Below are 21,157 nucleotides of genomic sequence, written 5' to 3' on the forward strand. Positions count from 1 at the left end.
ATAAGGGGGGTGTCGATCCCCCCTTCATCCCCCCTTGATAAGGGGGGTGTCGATCCCCCCTTCATCCCCCCTTGATAAGGGGGGTGTCTGATAATTTTTAACGCCTACCTACTTATCAAGGAAAAAGTTAAGTTTAAACCGACAAAAATCGCTGAATGACTTCTTGACTTAATCCGCTTGTGAAACCGGAAGCAACAATTCCCCCTTTCTGCATGGCGTAATATCGATCAGCTTGGCGGACAAAATGCAGGTGTTGTTCTACTAATAAAACGGCGATTCCTTTGCTGGCAACAATGCGCCGTACCGCCGCTTCAATTTCGAGGATAATTGACGGTTGAATTCCTTCCGTGGGTTCATCTAAAATTAATAATTTTGGTTCCCCCACTAAGGCGCGAGCGATGGCTAATTGCTGTTGTTGTCCACCGCTTAAATCTCCTCCCATCCGCGATAACATGGTTTTTAAAACAGGAAACAAATCAAAGATTTCTTCGGGAATTGTGGCATTTTTTCTTTTTGTGGGTAAAGCTTCCAAACCGAGAGTTAAATTCTCTTTTACCGTTAAACGGGGAATAATATCCCTACCCTGCGGCACATAACCCAGTCCTAATCTGGCTCTTTGATCTGAGGTTTTATTAATCAGGTTTTGTTGCTCATAATTAATTGTTCCCGCTCGCGGTTTGAGAATCCCCATCAAGGTTTTTAATAGGGTAGTTTTACCCACGCCATTACGTCCAATTAAACAGACCATTTCTCCCGCATTAATGTTAAGGTCAACATCTCTTAAAATATGACTTTCTCCGTAGTAAACATTGAGATCAGATATGTGTAACATTGTCAACCCTTTTTAACTAATTTTAATCATTTTACTCTTTATTCTTCCGAGGAACCTAGATAAACTTCAATAACTTTCGGATCATTTTGAATTTGCTCCATATTCCCCTCACAGAGAACAGTTCCTTGGTGTAAAACCGTGACTTTGCGGGCAATTTGACGGACAAATTCCATATCGTGTTCAATGACAATAATTGAATGACTTTCCGCTAGATTTAATAACAAATTGCCCACGTTTTCTGTTTCCTCATCGGTTAATCCTGCCACGGGTTCATCTACCAGTAGTAAATCTGGTGACTGGGCCACTAATTGGCCAATTTCTAAGCGTTGTTTTTCGCCGTGGGACAGTAAAGAAGCGGATAAATCAGCTTTAGCAGTTAACCCGATAATTTCCAATAAACCAATAACTTTTCTGCTATCTTCTAGGGGAGGACGACCGAAAAGAGTTGAGAAAACATTTTTATTACGGTTGCTAACTAAATCGAGATTTTCTCGGACAGTTAGATTTAAATATACCCTGGGAGTTTGGAATTTGCGACCAATACCTAAACGAGCGATCGCATATTCAGGAATTTTGCGGATATCTCGACCTTTAAATAATACCCGTCCGATGGTGGGTTGCACTTTCCCCGTAATCACATCTAAAAAAGTGGTTTTTCCCGCACCATTGGGACCGATAATCACCCGCAATTCTCCCGTATCCATACTGAAATTAAGATTATTGAGAGCTTTAAAACCCCCAAAACTAACGGTAAGATTCTCGATTTCTAAGATTTTTCCAGTCATAATTTCTAAGAGGGAATTGGGAAGTATTTTCAGTGAACAGTCAGCAGTAATCAGTGAACTGAAAACTCACATCTGATAACTGATAACTGATAACTGATAACTGATAGCTAAGATCACTTATGCTCTAATTCTTCTTTTTCCAGTTGCACTTCCGGAGCTTCCTCAATACTAGGATAGGTAATTAAAGTTTTGCGGAAACCAAAATGAGTCAGCAAACGTTTAATTCCACCGAGAAGACCATCGGGAAGCACTGTCACCACAATTAGGAATAGGGCCCCTTGGAAAAATACCCAGACTTCCGGAAATTGTTCGCTTAAAAAAGTTTGGGCCAGGCGTACCAATAAAGTACCGACAACTGCCCCCACAAGGGTAGCACGTCCCCCCACAGCCACCCAAATCACCATTTCAATGGAAAAAGCCACATCCATAGAGTTAGGGGTGATAATTCCCGTTTGCACGGTATAAAGAGCGCCGGCAACACCGGCAATTGCCCCAGAAATGGCAAAAACTAACACCTTAAACCAAGTAGGATCATAACCAGAAAAACGCACACGCACCTCATCATCGCGAATGGCGACTAACAAGCGCCCAAATCTGCCCGTAGTTAACCAACGACAGAGCAGATAAATAGCCAGTAAACAGACAATTGTGAGTAAATAAAAGGCCACTTGAACGGCATCGGAACCTACCAGCAACCCGAAAATTGTTTGGGTATCGGTTTTTAAGCCATTAGTGCCGTTAATTAACTTTTGTTGACCGTTAAAAAAGTTAAAAAATACCAGTAAAGCCGCTTGGGTCAAAATCGAGAAATAAACCCCTTTAATGCGGTTGCGGAAGATTAAATAACCTAATAATGCCGACACGATCGCTGGTACGATAATTAGGGCTAGAATTGTCAAAGGTAGGGAATAAAAGGGTTGCCAAACAAAAGGTAATTCTGTCACCCCGTAGAGAGTAAAAAATTCGGGCATTTGTCCGGGGGGTAACTGAAGATTTAGGTACATGGCCAAAGCGTAACCACCGAGGGCAAAAAAAATACCATGACCAAGACTTAATAAACCCGTATAACCCCAGATTAAATCTATCCCCAAAGCAACAATAGCGAGGGAAAGAAATCGCCCCAATAAACGCAAACGGAAAGCCGACAAAGCTAAGGGCAGTAACACCGCAAAGATGACCACTAAACCAACAATAACAGCGATTTCCGTGATTAACTTTTTCTTTTCCCGTTGTCGGGATTCGTTTCTAGTGATGGTTTCGGTAATCATAATCTATAACTCGGCAGTACGTCCTTTAGGAGGAAAAATTCCCGCAGGTTTGAATTGCAAGAAAGCAATAATTAAAGCAAAAATCATCACTTTTGCCATGCTAGTGGTGGAGAAAAAGGTGAAGAAATCCGTTAGGGGTTTTAGTGCTTCTACGGAACCAAAAATCAGGGCAAAAGTTCCCGAACCAATTAAATAATTAGCCACACCAATCGCCATGGCTGCGATAATAGTTCCTAGGAGATTACCCACTCCCCCCACCACCACTACCATGAAGGTATCAACGATATAATTTTGTCCCACATTTGGACCGACGGAACCCAAAAAACTAATCGCACAACCGGCAACTCCAGCTAATCCCGAACCGAGGGCAAAAGTCAAAGCATCCACTTGATTTGTCGGAATACCTAAACAGGAACTCATCTGGCGATTTTGGGTGACGGCACGAATGCGTAAACCCCAAGAAGATTTATTTAAAAACCAATAGGTTCCTAACAAACAAATGGCAGTTAAAATGATAATAAATAGACGGGTGTAGGGCATTTGAAAACCCGGTAAAGGTAAACCTCCCCGTAACCAAGCAGGAGCCGTGACATCGACGTTTCTGGCACTAAACCAGGGTCTAGCGAGAACGGGATTAAAAGATAAAAGATAGCCTAATAATCCAGCGATAGCTAGGGATAAAGGCAGGGTGATACCAATAGCTAAATTGCGAATTCTCTCCCAATCTAGGCGACGACTTAACAGCGTCATCGCCCCAAAAAATAACAGACAGAAAACTATTAAACTAATTACTAATAAACCGTTGACACTTCTGACAAATTGCTGCAGAATTAAGCTGACTCCCCAAGTGGCCAGCAGCGTTTCTAGGGGTCTGCCGTACAGGAACCTAATCACCCCCCTTTCTAATAATAATCCCGCCAATCCCGACACTAAAAAAGCGATCGGTAGGGCAAATAAAACATAAGTATCAAAGAGGGGAGAACCAAAACCTTTAAAGATATTCTGCACCACAAAAGTACTGTAGGCCCCTAACATCATTAACTCACCGTGAGCGAGATTAATCACCCCCATCAGTCCGAAAACAATCGCTAGTCCTAAAGCGGCCAGCAATAGCACAGAACCGATGCTAATACCATTAAATAATCCTTCTAATAATGCTGACACTTTTCGTTATTCCTGTGCATTTTTAACCTTTAAAAAGTGGGGTGAGCAGTAATGCCCACCTCACTCTCGTTATTGTCTGGAAAAACTCCTAAAACTATGATTTTTCCATTTTGAACTTACCACCCTTAGCCGGATCAGTCCAGTCACAGGCAAAGCCCTTAGTTTCGGGGACAAATTGGTTCCAGGGTTGCGGATCCACCACCCCCGGAGTTGACCAAATGATGTCAAATAGACCATCATCTCTCACCTGACCAATGCGGACGGTTTTGGAGATGTGATGATTGGGGAACATTTCCACCGGTCCTTCGGGAGCATCGAATTTTTGTCCGATGGCGGCGGCGCGAACTTTGTCGAGATCATCGGCGGTTGCCGCTTTTTCCACCGCTTGCTTCCAGAGATAGACCATGATGTAGGCCGCTTCCATGGGGTCATTGGTCACGCGATCCTCACCATATTTAGCTCGAAAAGCCGCAACAAATTTCTTGTTAGCGGGGGTATCTACGGTTTGGAAATAGTTCCAACAAGCGTATTGACCGAGGAGATATTCCTTACCGATCTGTTTGACTTCTTCCTCGGCAACACTCACCGACATGACCGGATATTTATCGGGAGTTAAACCGGCCGCTTGCAGTTGTTTAAAGAAAGCCACGTTACTATCACCGTTGAGGGTGTTGAAAATAACGCCGCCATCGGGTAAAGCTTGCTTAATTTTGGTAATAATCGGGGTAACTTCCGTGTTACCTAGGGGTAGATAGTCTTCACCCACGGTTTCGCCGCCTTTCGCCTTTAACTGCTCTTTAATAATCGTGTTGGCAGTGCGGGGGAAAACGTAATCGGAACCGACAAGGAAGAATTTTTTCCCTTTGTTTTCCAGCAACCAAGTCACTGCTGGCTCGATCTGCTGGTTGGGGGCAGCGCCAGTGTAGAAGATATTTCTAGAACACTCTTGACCCTCGTACTGGACGGGATACCAGAGCATATGGTTTCTGGATTCAAACACGGGCAAAACCGCCTGACGACTGGCGGAAGTCCAACAACCGAAGACGGTCAAAACTTTGTCCTGATCGATCAGTTTGGTGGCTTTTTCGGTAAAAGTTGGCCAATCAGAAGCGCCATCTTCCACCACTGCCTCAATCTGTTTACCAAGAACACCACCGGCGGCATTGATTTCCTCGATCGCCAGTTTTTCCGCATCGACTACGCTGGTTTCACTGATGGCCATGGTGCCACTGAGGGAGTGCAGAATACCCACCTTAATTGTCTCTCCAGAAGCTGGGGCGGGACTAGCAGCCGGGCTAGGACTGGCCGTGGGGGTTTGGCTTTGATTGCCACCACAAGCTTTTAACAGAATACTGGTTCCCAAAGCGGCAGAACCGTACAGGAGAAATTTACGTCGTCCTAAATTTGACATGATGATCTTGAACTAACCTCGCTGACAATATTAGCTACTTCACACGGATGTTTTTGCTGAGGAGATTTTCGGGAATCTTTCTACGAATATCTGTGTGATATTACGGCTAGGTTAACAGATTTTTTGTGATTTTCGCTACTTTTTGGATGTTTTTTGTAACTTTTGCTACTTTTTTCCCAAAAATTAATGATTTTTCTGGAATTTACCTCAGTTTTTTAGCTATCAGGAGGGAGTCATACTAAATCTGTTGAGTATAGGCTAGTTATGAGGATAGGCAAAAGGCAAGAGGCAAAAGGCAAAAGAGGGAATAGATAATCAGTCTTTAATAACCGGATTTAGTGTCATAATAACACAATAGCCTCGCGTGCCTGGAAAAAGTGCCAAAACCGTTTTCTAGTAAGGCTTACAGTAATATTCAGCCCAACCCAATGATCAATCCGAATCTGGCCAAAGCAGCCGGACAGCAAGCAGCGCAAAACCAATGGCCGCTATCGCTTTTAAGATCTTAGCGGGGAATAACTGCGCCATACTGCCGCCCGCAAGGACTCCTAAGAAACTGGTGCAGATTAAGGCGGTAATTGAGCCAAAAAAGACAGCTTTAGGTGATTTGGAACTGCCACCGAGAGCGATCGCTACTAACTGACTTTTATCGCCGATTTCTGCCAAAAAAACCGTGATAAATGTCAGTCCGAATAATTGCCAATTCATAAATTCTAGGGAGATGGGTGATGGGGAGGTGGGGAAGTGGGGAAGTGGGGAAGTGGGGTGATGGGGAGGTGGGGAAGCTGTTTCATCACCCTATCACCCCAAAACCCTATCACCCTATCTCCTGTCTCGGAGTCTCCTGACGACCGACTCCTGAATACTGATTGCTTAAAGAATATCGCCGATCAGTAAACCGGTGATCAAAAGGAGAAGGATAGCGACACCGATATCTAAAGTTTTGGGGGAAAGACGACGAGCAATCCAATAACCGATCAGGACACCGAGGAGACTGGTAGCGATTAAAGCGGTGGCTGCCCCGGCAAAAACCACCCAGGGGGATTGGGATTCAGCACTGATGAGAAGGGTGGCTAATTGGGTTTTATCGCCGATTTCAGCAAAAAATATGGTTAGGAAGGTGGAACTAAACACCGTCCAAAAACTCCAAGAAGGTGGCTGATCTGGCTTTTTCTCGGTTGAGGCGATCGATTTGCTATCACTCATCGGCTAATTTAACAATATCGGGTTAAGCAATAATTTTCATACTTTTTTCATTTTAGCCCGACCGGTTTTCTGGCGATAGTTTCTGCTGTTGGGGGCGCTGTCTCCTCCCCCCAATAGTTAAAAAACCCTAGTCGATCGAGGTAGAGTTTCCATCCTAGAGTTTAATAATTATTAGACTAGGACGAGCGCAAATTGCTTGGAGGTATAGCCCCTATGGTAGAAAACAGAGATTATACTCTGATTATTGACAAAAGTGGCAGTATGTCCACTGCTGATAAACCCAGCGAGAAAACCCGTTGGCAAATTGCCCAAGAATCCACCCTCGCCTTGGCTAGAAAGTGCGAGGAATTCGATCCCGACGGCATCACTATCTATCTTTTTTCCGGACGTTTCCGACGCTATGATAATGTTACTTCCGATAAGGTGACACAAATTTATCAAGAAAATGAACCTATGGGGAGGACAGACCTAGCCGCTGTTCTTCAAGATGCCCTCAATAATTATTTTCAGCGCAAAACTGCTGGCAAAACTAAACCCAACGGAGAAACTATTCTGGTGATTACCGACGGAGAACCAGATGATCGCAAAGCGGTGATGCGTCAAATTATCGAAGCTTCTCGAAAACTCGATAGGGATGAAGAATTAGCCATTTCTCTGATTCAAGTAGGCCATGATCGACAAGCAACCGAATTTCTTAAAGCTTTAGACGATCAGCTAGAATCGGCGGGGGCCAAATTCGATATCGTTGACACAATTACTATCGATGATATGGAAGATATGACCCTAGCGGAAGTTCTTCTCAACGCCATTACCGATTAATTGCTGCCGGAGTGGGGGTGATATATCTTCACCCCTACTCAAGGAGGATTTAACTGCTAGTCAGGGCGACCAATTTATCTTTTTCTTCATCGGATAATTGCTCCGATTGTCCCGTGATTTGTTTGTAGATTTTGAGATATTCCAAAGCGGATTTATACCAACTAAAATCTTGAGTCATTGCCCGCTGCTGTAGTTTTTGCCAATCCTGTTTATAACGGAAACTTTCCCAAGTCCGGATCATACAGGTAAACAGGTCTAAAGGTTCATAGCGATCGAAACTAAATCCTGTTCCTTTTTCCTGAATTGGGTCGTGGAAAGATACCGTATCGACTAAACCACCGGTGCGGCGTACCATGGGAATACAACCGTAACGCATGGCCATTAATTGGGAAATGCCACAGGGTTCAAAACGGGAAGGCATTAACAAAGCATCGGCCCCCCCATAGATGCGACGGGAAAGGGCATCACTATAGAGAAGATGCAGGGACATTCGCCCCCGGAAACGGGAAGTCATCTCCCACAGTTGGGTTTCATAATAGCGATCGCCTGTACCCAAAATAATCAATTGAGCATCAGTATAGGTGAGAAAGCGATCTAAAATTTGCATCACTAGATCAATACCTTTTTGTTCCACCAAACGCGTCACCATCGCCATGACAAAGGCACTTTTACTGACCTGTAGCCCCACTTCTTCTTGCAGGGCAATTTTATTGATCAGACGTTTTTCGATGGTTTCTGGGGTAAAATTCTGCTTAAGATAAACATCTTTAGCAGGGTCATACACCTCCGTATCGATGCCGTTGACAATCCCCACCAGATTGCCGGAAATATAGGACAATAATCCCTCTAAATTTTCGCCATAAATGGGGGTCTGTATTTGACGGGCATAGGTGGGAGAAACGGTGGTGATGCGATTAGCAAATTGAACCGCCGCGGCCATCGTATTATCGCCCTGCATATACCAAGGACACCAAGTCATTTTTTCTAATGCCTCCCGCCAAGGCCCCTGGTAGGCGAGATTATGGATAGTAAAAACGGTGCTAATATCGGGGTCTTGGTGCATCCAGACGGGAATCATGCCCGTATGCCAATCATGACAGTGAATAACTTGCGGTTTCCAGTAATTCCAAGCGAATTCCGCCGCACCATTGGCAAATAGGGTAAATCTCCAGGCCTCATCTTCGCCTCCGTAGATATTGCGTCCAGAGAAAGCTAGATGACCAAAGAGGTAGAGAGGAATATCCGTATCGGGTAAAACCGTCTCATAGACTAAAAAATCCTGAAACATGGCGAATCCTGACCAAATGGGTTCGGAAGGGATGTCCATTTTTTCCTGGAGAAAACCGTAGTAGGGCAGAAAAATCCGCACGTCATGACCTAGCTGACGCAAGACTTTCGGTAATGCCCCAATTACGTCCCCCATTCCCCCAACTTTGGCAATTGGGGCGGCCTCGGCACCCACAAATAGAATTCGCATACTCTTCCCGCTTTACTTCACGACGACAAGAAATTTTAACAGATAAAACCACCCTAGCAGGATTTGCAAGCAGGTTATTATCGGATTAGCCTAGATTTTTCTTTAACCAACCAGAGAGCCAACGAGGGGCATAATTAGCTGTTTTGGACATTATTAAGTTTTGTCGCCTTTTTATTAAGTTTTAGCTGCTCGGCACCGGCACTGTCTGCTATTGTCGATTTAACCGACATTCCGCCTATCTTCATATACTTTTATATATCTTTACATTCCCCAAACTGTTTTGACGAAAAACCTTCACTGTAGAAACTACTATTGAGAACATTTTCAATAATTGGTTTTTTCTGAGAAAAAAAATTACAATTCTTCACTTGGATAAAAATCAATCATTGTCGCTATAGTCCTTACTGGTAAAGGATTGTAGGCTGTTAAGAAGTGCGGAAAGTGGGACTTAAGGTACATTTCAATCAATCCGATTATTAGGGATGAGTGACGGGCAATTGTTCGCTTCATTGCCGCGAGGCAAATTCCCCACCCCCCTAGGTGTCCGGGTGGGGACTGACGCGGAATCGTTCACCCTAATTTCGGTAAACCCATACTATAGTTCTGTACTCTGGCGTTGAGATTATAGCTAATTTCCCCTTTTTGCAGGAGAGAACGGATAAAATGTTCTAAATCTGAACCGATGCGACGGAGATTATATTCGCTCAATTCTTCCCCATTGTAGGATTCTACCAATTCATCAAACTTACTATAAACCTTATTGAGAGCCACTTCTTCCCAATTAAATTCATTATCGGGATCCACATCAAGAGTCAACACATTGTTACTCTCGATTAATTGATTATTTTTTACTTCAGCCGTATAAATGCGAATATGACGGGTCGTGGATTTTAACAGCATGGAATCTTCAGGGTAAGTTAGACGCTATGTCTAAGATTTTGCCATGATTTGCGGAATTGGGGAATTGGGAATGGGGAAGTGGGGAAGTGGGGTGTGGGGTGTGGGGTGTGGGAATTATGAATTATGGATTATGAAGTGGGGTAGATAGGGAAGTGGGGAAGTGGGGAAGCTGTCTCATCACCCTATCACCCTATCACCCTATCACCCTATCTCCCGAATACTGTTTACGGATCGACCAGAAACGTGATACTATGATAGATTGCAGAGTTTAAGCAGAGATCACGAGTCCTATGGCCTTAACCCAGACCAAAAAACAAGAACTAATCAGCCAATATCAGGCCCACGAAACCGATACAGGATCATCGGAGTTACAGGTAGCTTTCTTAACCGAGAGAATCAACCAACTGACCGAACACCTGAAAGCTAACCCGAAAGACCATGCTTCCCGTCGGGGATTACTCCAGATGATCGGTCGTCGTCGGGGACTGTTAACCTATATCCAGAAGAAAGATCAACAACGTTATCAAACCCTGATTGGTCGTCTCGGAATTCGCCGTTAAGCATACCCCCTTTGCATCCCTACCATGGCCTCTGAATCGAAATCGACGGAGAAAAAAGAACGTCTCCCCTTTGAGCCGCGCCAAAATAAGCGAAAAACCCCGAAAATTGCCCCTAGTCCCGTGCCACCGCCGATAAAGACTCGCTCCGAGGAAACCAGCTTAAAGGCAATTCCGCAAGCGGTCAGTCAACGGATGGCCAAACGGATGGCGGTATTTTGTGGCATTCCGACAGTATTGGGGATAACTTCCTTTTTTGGCTTCTACTGGATTATTAGCCACAATCTTCTCGAAATCCCTTCCTACGTCGCCATGCTCGTCAGTTTAAGCCTATTTGGTCTAGGTTTTATCGGTCTGAGTTATGGCATCTTCTCCGCTTCTTGGGACGAGGATCGGGTGGGGGATTGGCTAGGATGGCAAGAATTTCAAGCTAATTTTGGCAGAACGATCGCCGCTTGGCGGTCCGGCAAAAAAGAAGTGGAAGAAAAATAGATAACCTCTAGAAATCGTCAACAATAGAGATTAAAGAAAAAAATAAAGGGTTAATGCCATGATTATTGTCATGAAAGTTGGTTCCCCGGAAATTGAAATCGAGCGCGTCAGTGCCGAATTCGAGGCATGGGGATTAAGTCCTGAAAAAATCGTCGGTAAGCATAAAGTTGTCATCGGTTTAGTCGGAGAAACCAGGGAATTAGACCCCCTACAAATCCAAGAACTAAGCCCTTGGATCGAAACCGTCCTGCGAGTCGAACAACCCTTCAAACGTGCCTCTTTAGAATACCGTCACGGGGAATACAGCGAGGTTTTAGTCCCCACTCCTAACGGTGTTATCCCCATCGGCAGAAATCATACCGTTAGCATTGTCGCCGGCCCCTGTTCGGTGGAAAATGAGGCGATGATCGTGGAAACTGCCAAACGAGTGGCAGCAGCCGGAGCGCAATTCCTCCGGGGTGGTGCCTACAAACCCCGCACTTCTCCCTATGCTTTCCAAGGTCACGGGGAAAGCGCTTTGGAATTACTAGCGGCGGCTAGAGATGCCAGTGGTTTGGGTATTATCACGGAAGTAATGGACGCGGCGGATCTCGATAAGATTGTCGAAATAGCCGACGTGGTGCAAGTGGGGGCGCGCAATATGCAGAATTTTTCCCTCCTAAAAAAAGTTGGGGCGCAACCGAAACCGGTCCTACTCAAGCGCGGCATGGCAGCCACTATTGAAGATTGGTTGATGGCGGCAGAATATATCCTCGCAGCAGGAAATAGCAATGTCATTCTCTGCGAACGCGGTATCCGCACCTTTGACAGTAAATATACTCGCAATACCCTAGATTTATCCTGTATTCCCGTTTTAAGAACTTTAACCCACCTGCCGATCATGATCGATCCTAGCCACGGTACGGGTAAATGGGAATATGTACCGACCATGGCCATGGCTTCCCTGGCAGCTGGGGCCGATTCCTTGATGATCGAGGTACATCCTAACCCAGCCAAGGCCCTATCTGATGGGCCGCAATCCTTGACTCCCGACCGGTTCGATCGATTAACTCAGGAGTTAGCGGTCATCGGTAAGACGATCGGGCGTTGGCCCCAGGTTCCAGCACTGGTTTAATAAGATAATAAGGGGGTGAATCAACCCCCTTTTTTGGGCATAAATTTCGCTTTTCGGGGCAGTTATGGTGACAGTTCCTCTGGAGTTAAATACTAGCGAAATCCGGGCAGAAAGACGGGTTACTTTTTATCATCTCAATTGGTTATCCTATCAGCAAATTTTACAGGCCCTAGGGGAAAATAATCGCGCCCATTTATTTTATGATCGTGGCACTTTAGAGATTACTATGCCCCTAGAAGAACACGAGTTTTATAGAGAATTAATTGGACGTTTTATCTATTTTTTGGTGTCTGAATTGGGTTTAAAAATTAAAAGTCTGGGTTCCACAACTCTAGCTAGGGAAGATTTAGAGCGAGGAGCAGAACCCGATAATGCTTACTACATTCAAAATCAAGCTAAAGTGCTAGGAAAAAGAATTAATTTAACTGAAGATCCGCCCCCAGATTTAGTGGTGGAAGTGGATATAACCCACACGGATATTAATAAATTAGCACTTTATGCCCGTTTGGGAGTGCCAGAATTATGGCGTTTTAATGGAGAAATCTGGCGCATTTATCGGTTAGAAAAGGGGGTTTATCAGGAAGAAGAATTTAGTCCCACTTTTCCCCTAGTTCCGAAAACTAAACTCTATGAATTTTTAGCCACTGCTAAAGAGGATGAAGTGAGGGCAGAAAAGAATTTAAGAGCATGGGTTGTTAGTCAACTAGCTAAAAGTTGAGGTAATTATGGTGACAGTTCCTCTGGAGTTAAATACTGAGGAAATTAGGGGCGAAAAACGGGTAGTTTTTAATCATCTCAGTTGGTTATCCTATCAGCAAATTTTACAGGCCCTAGGGGAAAATAATCGCGCCCATTTATTTTATGATCGTGGTACTTTAGAGATTACTATGCCCCTAGAAGAACACGAGTTTTACCGAGAATTAATCGGATTATTTATTCGGATTTTGGTGGTAGAATTGGGTTTAAAAATTAAAAGTATGGGTTCCACAACTCTAGCTAGGGAAGATTTAGAACGAGGGGCAGAACCCGATAATGCTTACTATATTCAAAATCAAGCCAAAGTGCTAGGAAAAAGAATTAATTTAACTGAAGATCCGCCCCCAGATTTAGTGGTGGAAGTGGATATAACCCACACGGATATTAATAAATTAGAACTTTATGCCCGTTTGGGAGTGCCGGAATTATGGCGTTTTAATGGACAAATCTGGCGCATTTATCGGTTAGAAAAGGGGGTTTATCAGGAAGGAGAATTTAGTCCCACTTTTCCCCTAGTTCCCAAAACTAAACTCTATGAATTTTTAGCCACTGCTAAAGAGGATGAAGTTAAAGCAGAAAAGAATTTAAGAGCATGGGTTGTTAGTCAACTAGCTGAAAATAATTAACTAGGGTTTGCGGCAAAAAGTTTGTTGGTGGGGTTAGGAGCCGGTCGTTAGGAGACTCCGAGACAGGAGAATTAAGAATGAGTAATAATCAATTAAATGGTTTATTTAGGGTTGGCTGAATAAATGTGAAATGTAGGCAAGGTAAGGGTTTTGTGGCTCTTCTCTTGAAACAGGTGCCAGATTTTGAGAGAATCGTCCTTCAAAACCTTGCGTCTTCATCGGCCCGCGTCCTGTAGGGGCGAAGCATTCGGGCAATAACCTATCGGTGAAACTGGAGATTTTCTATCCGAATGCTTCGCCCGTACTTTTTCAGCAAGCCCTATTTAGAGATTTTCTGCCAGTTAATCTGGCTCTCCCCTACTTGTGGTCATAAGAAAAAGTTATGAAAAAGTCAGAGATCCAAATTTTCCTAGCTCACGCTAGTGAGGACAAACCAGCAGTTTTGGTACTGCATGAGCGCCTTAAGCAAGCGGGATATAAACCTTGGTTGGATAAAAAAGACCTGATTCCAGGCCAGAACTGGCGTTCAGTCATCCCCAAGGCGATCGCAAATAGTCAACTGTTCATCGCTTGTCTCTCCCAACGCTCGATTGCTAAACAAGGATTCGTGCAGCGGGAATTTAAAATGGCCCTCAATCAATATGCTGACAGACCGCCGAATTCAATCTACCTCATTCCGCTGAGATTGGATGAATGCGATATCCCCGACCTGCGACAGGAGGAGTATGGCTTGAACCTGCGAGACCTCCACTGGCTTGATTATTGGGAAGAAGACGGATTTGAGCAACTAGAAAGAGCAATTACCCATCAGTTCAATCCTGAACCGGAAGAGCCAAAAAAACCCGTAATCGTTCCAGAAGAACCAAAACAACCGGTAATCGTTCCAGAAGAACCAAAAAAGACCGTAATCGTCACTCCACCGTTATCAGTATTTAACTTTGAGATCGTGCGAGTAAATGCGAAGGGTGAGCAAATTAACAAAGAGTCGAAACAGTCTCAATATTTCAGGGAAGATTTGGGCAACGGCATCACCCTAGAAATGGTTGCCATCCCGGGGGGAACATTCACGATGGGAACGGAAGACGAGGAAATCGAAAGACTGGTGAAAAAATTTAACTGGGAAGGATTTAGATGGGAAAGACCTCAACATCGAGTAACCGTTTCTTCTTTCTACATGGGACGTTATCCTATCACCCAAGCTCAGTGGAAAGCGATCGCCGCAACCGCTAAAATAGACATTGACCTGGAGACAAACTTTTCTAACTTCACAGGGGATGAGCTACCCGTAGAATGCGTCAACTGGTATGAAGCAACGGAATTTTGTAAACGACTATCAAGGGAAACAAAACAGGAATACCGACTACCGAGTGAGGCAGAATGGGAGTACGCTTGTCGTGCTGGAACCACCACCCCATTCTACTTTGGGGAAACCATTACTGGGAAATTGGCCAACTACTGTGCCAGTAATACCTACGCCGAGGAAGCGAAGGGAGAATATCGAGAAGAAACGACTCCCGTGGGACAATTTCCCCCAAACGCCTTCGGACTGTACGATATGCACGGCAATGTTTGGGAATGGTGCGCCGATACTTGGCACGATAATTATGACGGTGCGCCGACGAATGGCAGTGCCTGGATAGAAAATGGGAATGATAATTGTTCTCCTCTGCGGGGCGGTTCTTGGTTCAACCATCCGTATCGCTGCCGTTCCGCTTGCCGCGGCCTCCTCGACCGCCGCGACTTCATCCTCTTCGACTACAGCGGTTTTCGGGTGGTGTGCGGTGCTGGGAGGACTTTGTAGCAGAAAAGAATTTAACTTAGTGTCAACAGACTTGCAAAAATTAGGTGGGCATTGCCCACCCTAATCTTAGGATGGCGGTTTGTAGGTAGAAGCAACGGATAATTCTTTTAATTGCTTCGCTGCCACTGTCGAAGGTGCAGAAGTGAGTAAACAACTAGCTTGCTGGGTTTTCGGGAAAGCAATCACATCGCGAATTGATTCTTCCCCCGCTAACAACATCACCAAGCGATCTAAACCGTAGGCGATGCCACCGTGGGGAGGGGTTCCGTATTCAAAAGCTTCTAACAAAAAGCCGAATTTATTATAGGCTTCCTCTGGGGATAGACCGATGGTAGCGAAGACTTTTTCCTGTACTTCCCGTTGATAAATCCGCAAACTGCCGCCACCGATTTCAATACCATTAAAAATCATATCGTAGGCTAGGGCGCGAGCGTGGGCTAGATCGTCTAAATCTTCGGGATTAGGGGCAGTAAAGGGGTGATGCAATGCTTCTAGGCGTTTTTCCTCGGCGTTGTATTCAAACATCGGGAAATCCGTCACCCAGAGGAGGTTGATTTTATCGGCATCAATTAATCCCAATTGTTCCCCTAAAACTAAGCGTAGGCGGGATAGGGATTTATTGACTGTATCGGTATCTCCCGCCCCAAATAAGAGCAGATGCCCCGGTTTTGCGCCAGTCTTCTCGATTAAAGCCTGTTTTTGTGCCTCTGTCAGGTTATCTTTAATCGCACCAATGGTATCAAAATCGTAGTCTTCGCGCACGCGGATGTAGGCAATTCCCTTCGCACCCGCATCGGTGGCTTCTTTGAATAAATCCCCACCCGGTTTGATTCTGACGTTAGAAATCGCCTCGTTACCGTTGGGAATCGGTAAAACTTTCACCGTTCCCCCACTAGCGATCGCACCTGAAAACACCTTAAATCCCGAATCGGCAAAAATCTCCGCCACATTGACCAATTCCAAGCCAAAACGGGTATCAGGGCGATCGACCCCATAGCGATCCATAGCCTCAGAATATGTTAAACGGGGCAGGGGCAGGCTTATATCGATATTTTTGACTTTTTTGAAGATATGAGCGATTAAAGCCTCATTTAGGGCTAAAATCTCACTTAAGGAGAGAAAACTCATCTCCATATCCAACTGAGTAAATTCCGGTTGACGATCAGCGCGCAGATCTTCATCGCGGAAACAGCGGGCGATTTGATAGTAGCGATCCATTCCCGACACCATTAATAATTGCTTAAATAGTTGCGGTGATTGAGGTAAAGCGTACCATTGGCCCGGGTTGACACGGGAAGGAACCAGATAATCCCGCGCCCCTTCGGGAGTCGATCGAGTTAAAATTGGCGTTTCCACTTCGATAAAATGCTGTTCATCTTCGAGAAAACGGCGCATTTCTTTGACAACTTGGTGACGTAGTTGTAAATTCTGACTCATACGCTCCCGGCGTAGGTCTAGATAGCGGTATCGCAAGCGCACATCTTCCCGGACCGATTCACTTTCGGAACTGGAGACGACAAAAGGCAGTTGTTTAGTAACCCCGTTGAGAATCTCGATGCTAGTGGCGTAAATTTCGATTTCTCCGGTGGCAATGCGCGGGTTAAGGGATTCGGTAGGCCTTTGACTGACTGTTCCCGTCACCTTGATGACATACTCGTTTCTGACGGTTTCAGCGATCGGGTAGGAAGCGGGGGTTCGTTGGGGATCACTGACGATCTGGACAATACCACTGCGATCCCGTAGATCGATAAAAATAACGCCACCGTGATCGCGACGACGATCGACCCAACCGAAGAGGGTGACACTTTTTTCAATTTCGATCGCGCTAAGGTCGCCACAGTAGTGAGTTCGCATAGTCTAACTAGAGAATTACTTATATTACGAATGTAGTATAGAAAGGATGTGGCCAGAAAAAAATCAGACGGCCTTGTTCATTATGCCGGTATTTTGTCGCTCTTGTCCCTTTGTTTAGAGTATTTTTATGGTCTCCTAAGTAGCTGGTTTTAATTAAATTGAAGATAGATTTTGGGTTCGATCCCCCCTGCCCCCCTTGATAAGGGGGGATCGGCACCCCCTTAATCCCTCCTGAATAAGAGGGCATCTGACAATTTTTAACACCTACCTACTTAGTCCTCAGCTATCGGCTTTTCGCGGATCGGCTATAATCAACAAGGCTCATCTAGCAGTTACCGATTTTCAACGATTAAAATCATGAATTCCTTAGAAAAAAAAATGGTGGAACTGTTAAGAGAACTCAGGGAAGATCACCATGTTTCAGGGGTAAAAGCAGAATTCGAGACGGAAGGAACCCGACTGACGGAAGCGATGCGATTGAAAGAAATTAGTCTGAAAGCGGGGGTAGATTTTAATCTGAAAATCGCCGGTTGCGAAGCGATGAGAGATATCTTTGATGCGGTCAATTTAGGAGTCGATCGCTTGATTGCTCCCATGGTAGAAACAGCCTATGCTTTACAAAAATATCTGCGGGCAGCTAGGAGGGTTTTAGCTGATCAAGGGGTGGAAGATGTGGAGTTATTAGTTAATATTGAAACGATTACTGCCTGTGAGAATTTTCAGGAAATGTTGGCGATTCCAGAGATAAAATCTCTCCATGGTATCGTCATCGGACGGATGGATTTAGCCTGTTCTTTGGGATTAACCCGCCAGGATGTGAATAGCGAGCAAGTTTTAGCTCTGGCTTTACCTTTGGCAAAAAAAGCTAAGGCCGCCGGTTTGACTGTTGCCATTGGGGGTGGGGTGTCACTAGATTCTTTACCGTTTTTCAAAATGTTCTGCCAAGGACATTTTGACCGCTTCGAGACGCGCAAAGTTATCTTTGATTGTCCCCAAGCTTTGGATAATTTTAGTTTAGCTTTCCAAAAGGCGATCGAGTTTGAATTACTCTGGCTAGAGAATAAAAAAAATTATTATGGTGCTATTGTTCGTGAAGATGACCAGCGTTTAGAAATCCTCCATAATTTACTTTTTGGTTAAAGATATTGGTCACTTCGATCAAACGCTCAAAACCTAGACATATCCAATCAATCTGACAAATAAAAGGTAAGTCCTGCTGCGTAAATCTAAAAACCTTGTTGGATCAGATTTTTAGGCTTTTTGGTTTCCAAAAAGTGCTAGGGATTGGATCGATCGGGGGGAAATTGGCTCTCTTATTCTTGGTGTGTTTAACTTATATAAGTAGTCGTGCAAAATTAATTTCCTAGTGAAGATAGGCAAGAGGCAAGAGGCAAGAGGTGGTTAGATATGTGTAATTAATTTTGCTTAGGTACTTAGGAGTGATCAATCTTTGTGTCCTCTGTGTCTCTGTGGTTCCTTCCACACCCCCGCCCCCACCAACCAACTTTTTGCCGCAAACCCTAGATAGTTAACAGTTTCCCACCCCCAGTAGCTAATCTGGACACTTTTCTCGCAGCATATCTGGTACATTTTGTCAAAAAAACTTTTTCGTTTTAACATAAGTACACATATTTTTGGCAAAAGATCTTTTTCGTCAAAGGAGCAATTGGCAAGTTTTCCCTAGGGACGAATTAGTCATCCTAGACGTGGTAAGGGTTTCAAGGCACAAGGACTAAAAATGCACAGAGTAACCCGATTCTTAGATTTTAGCAGCGGGCTGTAACTATTGCAATCTCGTTGACAAATAGGAATTTTTCTCAATTATTTTTTAAGAAAAGTAAAGATGAAGGAATGTAAATTTAAATCTTCTCAAGTATATTGGGATTTTGATAAATTTTGCTTATATAAATTAGCCCTTAGCATTCAGTTTCTTATCGCAGTTATCTTATTGGTGAAGTACAAAGTTGTTGTTTTGGCAAGTCTCCGAGCAAGGAGAAGATACCAAATCCAGTTAAGTAGGTAGTCGTTAAAAATTATCAGATGCCCCCCTTATTAAGGGGGGATTAAGGGGGGATCCCCCCGCCTATCGGCACCCCCCTTATCAAGGGGGGCAGGGGGGATCGAACCCAAAATCTATCTTCAATTTAATTATAACTACTTACTTATAATTCATGTTTAGGAGAAACCCGATATTTTTCAGTGTAATTAGTCAATTTCCTTTTTATTATCAATCTAGCTGATGGCTGACGGCTAATAGTTTTCTTTTTCCTCCGTCACCAGAGTAATACCTGTCCATTCTCCCTTCTCGTTATAAGAACGAATTAGGCGCTGTCTTTGAGTAGGAGAAAGTAACCAACCCACCTCTAAAACAAAAGGATGACCGGCAGTAATTTTCAGAGGTGTATTACAGGAAGCTCCATCTGGCAGCAGCAGGATTTGAATCGGCATCGGACCATTTTCAAACAACAATCTTTGTCCCTCAATACGAGCGCTAGAAGTAATTTGATTATCACCAAAAGTCAAAGTTTGCGAGAGATAATTATCTCCCTGACGCTCGATCGATACATGGGTAGAATAGGCAGGAGAATTATAAAAATCGCGTCCCGTTGTCACCGCCTGTCCTCGCCATTGACCCAGTAATTGCTCCACCGTTAACATCGGTCTTTCTGGGGAGCTAGAATCGGCCAACTTTTCCCGAATTAAAGTCAAGCGATCGAACTCACAGCGTTCATTAAATAACTGTACGATTCTTAATCGTCTTTCCCCAGAGATTAACCCAAATTCTGCTCCAAATTGTGAGGAAAAACTACTAAAATATAAAGAACCTTGGCCAAAAGCTCCCGTCTGGCTAAATAGAATACCCTGATTGAGAGAACTATACTCTAAAATTAAATCTTCCGGCACTCGATCGCTGTAGAGACGGCGGACCAATTGACGAATTGATCGATTATTATTAATGCCTTGCAAAGATACCAAAGTCGGGGTATCTTCGAGCAGATCGCCTTGGAGAGACAGACGGGTAAAAGAACCTTGCCATTGACCGAGATTTTTTAGTAAACATTCCCACTGGGAGAGCATAATAATTGAAGTAATTGGGGGAAATAGGACAAAATACATGGGAACAATTCGATTAATGCACGCCAAACTCCATCGAGTGCGCGTCAGCGAGGCTAACGTCGATTATGTCGGCAGTATCACGATCGATCGAGAATTGATTGAGCGGGTCGGTATTTTGCCCCTTGAAGAAGTGGATGTGGTCAATCTTAGCAATGGTAAGCGCTTTTCCACCTACGTTTTTCCCGGCCAAACCGGGGAAATTTGCCCCAACGGTGGTGCGGCTCTGCTCTGTCAACCCGGAGATATTTTGATTATCTATGCCTACGAACAACGTCCGAGGCAAGAAGTTCTCGAAAACGGTCATTTTGCCAAAGTTCTCGTCGCTGATGCTGAAAATCGCTGTCAGCAATTTTTTGAACAGAGCCTAATTCCCCGGGGTGATGGTCAGGGAGTGGAATTCTATCTCAATGGAGCGAGAGGACTCCCGTTAAACCGCTACGCGGTTTAACGGGAGATGAATCGCGACCAGAATGAAACTAACGCGGTAGCGTTTCCACTTTTGGGGAGTTTTGGTTATCGACGTATTTTTTTAGTTGTTCGACAGTAACGCCGCCACAACTAGCCACGAAATAAGCTCCCGTCCAAAAATAAGGTTTATTGTCGAAATACTTGGCCGCCAAATCCGGAAATTCTTTTCTAATTAATGGGACTACTAACTGTTTTAAGGTTAGCGATTAGTTGGGTCCATGATTGTAATTAGTTGATATACTATGCGGTAAGTGTTATAATCTAATTGTACATCACGAAACGAACGACAGTGATAACGCTTACCTACCAGTACAAACTAAAGGTAAACAGACAACAGGAACGGGAGATCATCCACATTCTTGATGTTTGCAAAAGCGTTTACAATTACGCGCTCTCGGAACGGAAAGATTGGTTAAACTCTCGAAAGTGTCTTGCGGATCGTTGTTCGCTAGTTTCCGAGTACATAATTCCGGCGGATGAACCCTATCCAAATTACTTCGTTCAAGCCAA

General features: G+C 44.4%; 21 protein-coding genes and 1 pseudogene. 10 read left to right on the plus strand and 12 right to left on the minus strand.

Features of this window, described 5'->3' with window-relative positions; translation table 11 throughout:
* Positions 1-133: 133 nt before the first annotated feature.
* The 7 genes from urtE to IM456_RS22985 all read right to left on the minus strand — a co-directional run bounded on the left by urtE (position 134) and on the right by IM456_RS22985 (position 6,666).
* Positions 134-832, minus strand: a complete 699-nt coding sequence (gene urtE / locus IM456_RS22955) for an urea ABC transporter ATP-binding subunit UrtE (RefSeq protein WP_287692548.1) — start codon at positions 830-832, stop codon at positions 134-136.
* A 38-nt stretch (positions 833-870) separates the two neighbouring features.
* Positions 871-1,617: an urea ABC transporter ATP-binding protein UrtD gene (gene urtD / locus IM456_RS22960; RefSeq protein WP_287692550.1), complete on the minus strand. Its 747-nt coding sequence runs from the start codon at positions 1,615-1,617 to the stop codon at positions 871-873.
* 113 nt (positions 1,618-1,730) lie between these two features.
* Positions 1,731-2,885, minus strand: a complete 1,155-nt coding sequence (gene urtC, locus IM456_RS22965; RefSeq protein ID WP_287692552.1) for an urea ABC transporter permease subunit UrtC — start codon at positions 2,883-2,885, stop codon at positions 1,731-1,733.
* Positions 2,886-2,888: 3 nt separating this feature from the next.
* On the minus strand, positions 2,889-4,049 hold the full coding sequence (locus IM456_RS22970; RefSeq protein WP_287692554.1) for an ABC transporter permease subunit: 1,161 nt from the start codon (positions 4,047-4,049) through the stop codon (positions 2,889-2,891).
* A 94-nt stretch (positions 4,050-4,143) separates the two neighbouring features.
* Positions 4,144-5,460 carry an urea ABC transporter substrate-binding protein gene (urtA, locus tag IM456_RS22975; protein ID WP_287692556.1) on the minus strand — a complete coding sequence of 439 codons (1,317 nt, stop codon included), beginning with the start codon at positions 5,458-5,460 and terminating at the stop codon, positions 4,144-4,146.
* A 432-nt stretch (positions 5,461-5,892) separates the two neighbouring features.
* Positions 5,893-6,168 (minus strand): TMEM165/GDT1 family protein, encoded by a 276-nt coding sequence (locus IM456_RS22980; RefSeq protein WP_002732425.1) that lies wholly within the window; start codon positions 6,166-6,168, stop codon positions 5,893-5,895.
* Between the two features lie 165 nt (positions 6,169-6,333).
* Positions 6,334-6,666: a TMEM165/GDT1 family protein gene (locus IM456_RS22985; protein ID WP_002777289.1), complete on the minus strand. Its 333-nt coding sequence runs from the start codon at positions 6,664-6,666 to the stop codon at positions 6,334-6,336.
* Positions 6,667-6,879: 213 nt separating this feature from the next.
* Between IM456_RS22985 and IM456_RS22990 the strand changes: the two genes are divergently transcribed.
* Positions 6,880-7,485, plus strand: coding sequence for a vWA domain-containing protein (locus IM456_RS22990; protein ID WP_002800734.1), 606 nt, complete (start codon positions 6,880-6,882; stop codon positions 7,483-7,485).
* 49 nt (positions 7,486-7,534) lie between these two features.
* Here the strand turns inward: IM456_RS22990 and glgA are convergent, their stop codons facing one another.
* Together glgA and IM456_RS23000 are read right to left on the minus strand one after the other, a co-directional pair.
* Entirely contained in the window at positions 7,535-8,962 is a 1,428-nt protein-coding gene (glgA, locus tag IM456_RS22995) for a glycogen synthase GlgA (protein ID WP_149985384.1), read from the minus strand.
* 570 nt (positions 8,963-9,532) lie between these two features.
* Complete coding sequence (locus IM456_RS23000; RefSeq protein WP_002738864.1) at positions 9,533-9,862, minus strand: NAD(P)H-quinone oxidoreductase subunit M; 330 nt, start codon at positions 9,860-9,862, stop codon at positions 9,533-9,535.
* A 290-nt stretch (positions 9,863-10,152) separates the two neighbouring features.
* Between IM456_RS23000 and rpsO the strand changes: the two genes are divergently transcribed.
* The 6 genes from rpsO to IM456_RS23030 all read left to right on the plus strand — a co-directional run bounded on the left by rpsO (position 10,153) and on the right by IM456_RS23030 (position 15,208).
* Entirely contained in the window at positions 10,153-10,422 is a 270-nt protein-coding gene (rpsO, locus tag IM456_RS23005) for a 30S ribosomal protein S15 (protein ID WP_002738807.1), read from the plus strand.
* Positions 10,423-10,446: 24 nt separating this feature from the next.
* A complete protein-coding gene (locus IM456_RS23010; protein WP_008201436.1) occupies positions 10,447-10,911 on the plus strand; it encodes a PAM68 family protein in 465 nt (154 codons plus the stop codon).
* A 58-nt stretch (positions 10,912-10,969) separates the two neighbouring features.
* Positions 10,970-12,025, plus strand: coding sequence for a 3-deoxy-7-phosphoheptulonate synthase (gene aroF / locus IM456_RS23015; protein WP_002750796.1), 1,056 nt, complete (start codon positions 10,970-10,972; stop codon positions 12,023-12,025).
* A 64-nt stretch (positions 12,026-12,089) separates the two neighbouring features.
* Positions 12,090-12,743 (plus strand): Uma2 family endonuclease, encoded by a 654-nt coding sequence (locus IM456_RS23020; RefSeq protein ID WP_287692559.1) that lies wholly within the window; start codon positions 12,090-12,092, stop codon positions 12,741-12,743.
* 7 nt (positions 12,744-12,750) lie between these two features.
* Positions 12,751-13,407 (plus strand): Uma2 family endonuclease, encoded by a 657-nt coding sequence (locus tag IM456_RS23025; RefSeq protein ID WP_287692560.1) that lies wholly within the window; start codon positions 12,751-12,753, stop codon positions 13,405-13,407.
* 382 nt (positions 13,408-13,789) lie between these two features.
* Positions 13,790-15,208: an SUMF1/EgtB/PvdO family nonheme iron enzyme gene (locus IM456_RS23030; protein WP_287692562.1), complete on the plus strand. Its 1,419-nt coding sequence runs from the start codon at positions 13,790-13,792 to the stop codon at positions 15,206-15,208.
* A 66-nt stretch (positions 15,209-15,274) separates the two neighbouring features.
* Here IM456_RS23030 and aspS read toward each other — a convergent pair whose 3' ends face one another.
* The gene (aspS, locus tag IM456_RS23035) at positions 15,275-17,062 is read right to left on the minus strand and encodes an aspartate--tRNA ligase (RefSeq protein WP_287692565.1); all 1,788 of its coding nucleotides are present in this window, start codon (positions 17,060-17,062) and stop codon (positions 15,275-15,277) included.
* A 357-nt stretch (positions 17,063-17,419) separates the two neighbouring features.
* Here aspS and IM456_RS23040 point away from each other — a divergent pair, with 357 nt between their 5' ends.
* Positions 17,420-18,202 carry an aldolase/citrate lyase family protein gene (locus tag IM456_RS23040; protein ID WP_287692568.1) on the plus strand — a complete coding sequence of 261 codons (783 nt, stop codon included), beginning with the start codon at positions 17,420-17,422 and terminating at the stop codon, positions 18,200-18,202.
* Between the two features lie 1,110 nt (positions 18,203-19,312).
* Here IM456_RS23040 and IM456_RS23045 read toward each other — a convergent pair.
* Positions 19,313-20,140: a DUF3598 family protein gene (locus IM456_RS23045; protein WP_287692605.1), complete on the minus strand. Its 828-nt coding sequence runs from the start codon at positions 20,138-20,140 to the stop codon at positions 19,313-19,315.
* A 37-nt stretch (positions 20,141-20,177) separates the two neighbouring features.
* On the opposite strand from IM456_RS23045, the gene panD reads away from it, so the two are divergent.
* Complete coding sequence (panD, locus tag IM456_RS23050) at positions 20,178-20,627, plus strand: aspartate 1-decarboxylase (RefSeq protein WP_287692570.1); 450 nt, start codon at positions 20,178-20,180, stop codon at positions 20,625-20,627.
* A gap of 28 nt (positions 20,628-20,655) precedes the next feature.
* On the opposite strand, the pseudogene IM456_RS23055 reads toward panD, so the two are convergent.
* A pseudogene (locus IM456_RS23055) lies at positions 20,656-20,863 on the minus strand (IS200/IS605 family transposase); the annotation flags it as partial.
* A 73-nt stretch (positions 20,864-20,936) separates the two neighbouring features.
* Between IM456_RS23055 and IM456_RS23060 the strand changes: the two are divergent.
* On the plus strand, positions 20,937-21,157 hold a 221-nt coding region (locus tag IM456_RS23060), incomplete at its 3' end, for a helix-turn-helix domain-containing protein (protein WP_287707719.1).

Origin of the sequence: Microcystis sp. M079S1 (genome assembly GCF_020246425.1) — a bacterium.
GTDB lineage: Bacteria > Cyanobacteriota > Cyanobacteriia > Cyanobacteriales > Microcystaceae > Microcystis > Microcystis aeruginosa.

Excerpts from the sequence above, each read along its gene's own strand:
- IM456_RS22980 (WP_002732425.1), bottom strand. The coding sequence starts at position 6,168 with ATGAATTGGCAATTATTCGGACTGACATTTATCACGGTTTTTTTGGCA.
- rpsO (WP_002738807.1), top strand. The coding sequence starts at position 10,153 with ATGGCCTTAACCCAGACCAAAAAACAAGAACTAATCAGCCAATATCAG.
- aspS (WP_287692565.1), bottom strand. The coding sequence starts at position 17,062 with ATGCGAACTCACTACTGTGGCGACCTTAGCGCGATCGAAATTGAAAAA.
- IM456_RS23000 (WP_002738864.1), bottom strand. The coding sequence starts at position 9,862 with ATGCTGTTAAAATCCACGACCCGTCATATTCGCATTTATACGGCTGAA.
- IM456_RS23030 (WP_287692562.1), top strand. The coding sequence starts at position 13,790 with ATGAAAAAGTCAGAGATCCAAATTTTCCTAGCTCACGCTAGTGAGGAC.
- urtA (WP_287692556.1), bottom strand. The coding sequence starts at position 5,460 with ATGTCAAATTTAGGACGACGTAAATTTCTCCTGTACGGTTCTGCCGCT.
- IM456_RS22990 (WP_002800734.1), top strand. The coding sequence starts at position 6,880 with ATGGTAGAAAACAGAGATTATACTCTGATTATTGACAAAAGTGGCAGT.
- IM456_RS23010 (WP_008201436.1), top strand. The coding sequence starts at position 10,447 with ATGGCCTCTGAATCGAAATCGACGGAGAAAAAAGAACGTCTCCCCTTT.
- IM456_RS23040 (WP_287692568.1), top strand. The coding sequence starts at position 17,420 with ATGAATTCCTTAGAAAAAAAAATGGTGGAACTGTTAAGAGAACTCAGG.
- urtD (WP_287692550.1), bottom strand. The coding sequence starts at position 1,617 with ATGACTGGAAAAATCTTAGAAATCGAGAATCTTACCGTTAGTTTTGGG.
- urtE (WP_287692548.1), bottom strand. The coding sequence starts at position 832 with ATGTTACACATATCTGATCTCAATGTTTACTACGGAGAAAGTCATATT.
- urtC (WP_287692552.1), bottom strand. The coding sequence starts at position 2,885 with ATGATTACCGAAACCATCACTAGAAACGAATCCCGACAACGGGAAAAG.
- glgA (WP_149985384.1), bottom strand. The coding sequence starts at position 8,962 with ATGCGAATTCTATTTGTGGGTGCCGAGGCCGCCCCAATTGCCAAAGTT.
- IM456_RS22985 (WP_002777289.1), bottom strand. The coding sequence starts at position 6,666 with ATGAGTGATAGCAAATCGATCGCCTCAACCGAGAAAAAGCCAGATCAG.
- panD (WP_287692570.1), top strand. The coding sequence starts at position 20,178 with ATGGGAACAATTCGATTAATGCACGCCAAACTCCATCGAGTGCGCGTC.
- IM456_RS23025 (WP_287692560.1), top strand. The coding sequence starts at position 12,751 with ATGGTGACAGTTCCTCTGGAGTTAAATACTGAGGAAATTAGGGGCGAA.
- aroF (WP_002750796.1), top strand. The coding sequence starts at position 10,970 with ATGATTATTGTCATGAAAGTTGGTTCCCCGGAAATTGAAATCGAGCGC.
- IM456_RS23020 (WP_287692559.1), top strand. The coding sequence starts at position 12,090 with ATGGTGACAGTTCCTCTGGAGTTAAATACTAGCGAAATCCGGGCAGAA.
- IM456_RS23045 (WP_287692605.1), bottom strand. The coding sequence starts at position 20,140 with ATGCTCTCCCAGTGGGAATGTTTACTAAAAAATCTCGGTCAATGGCAA.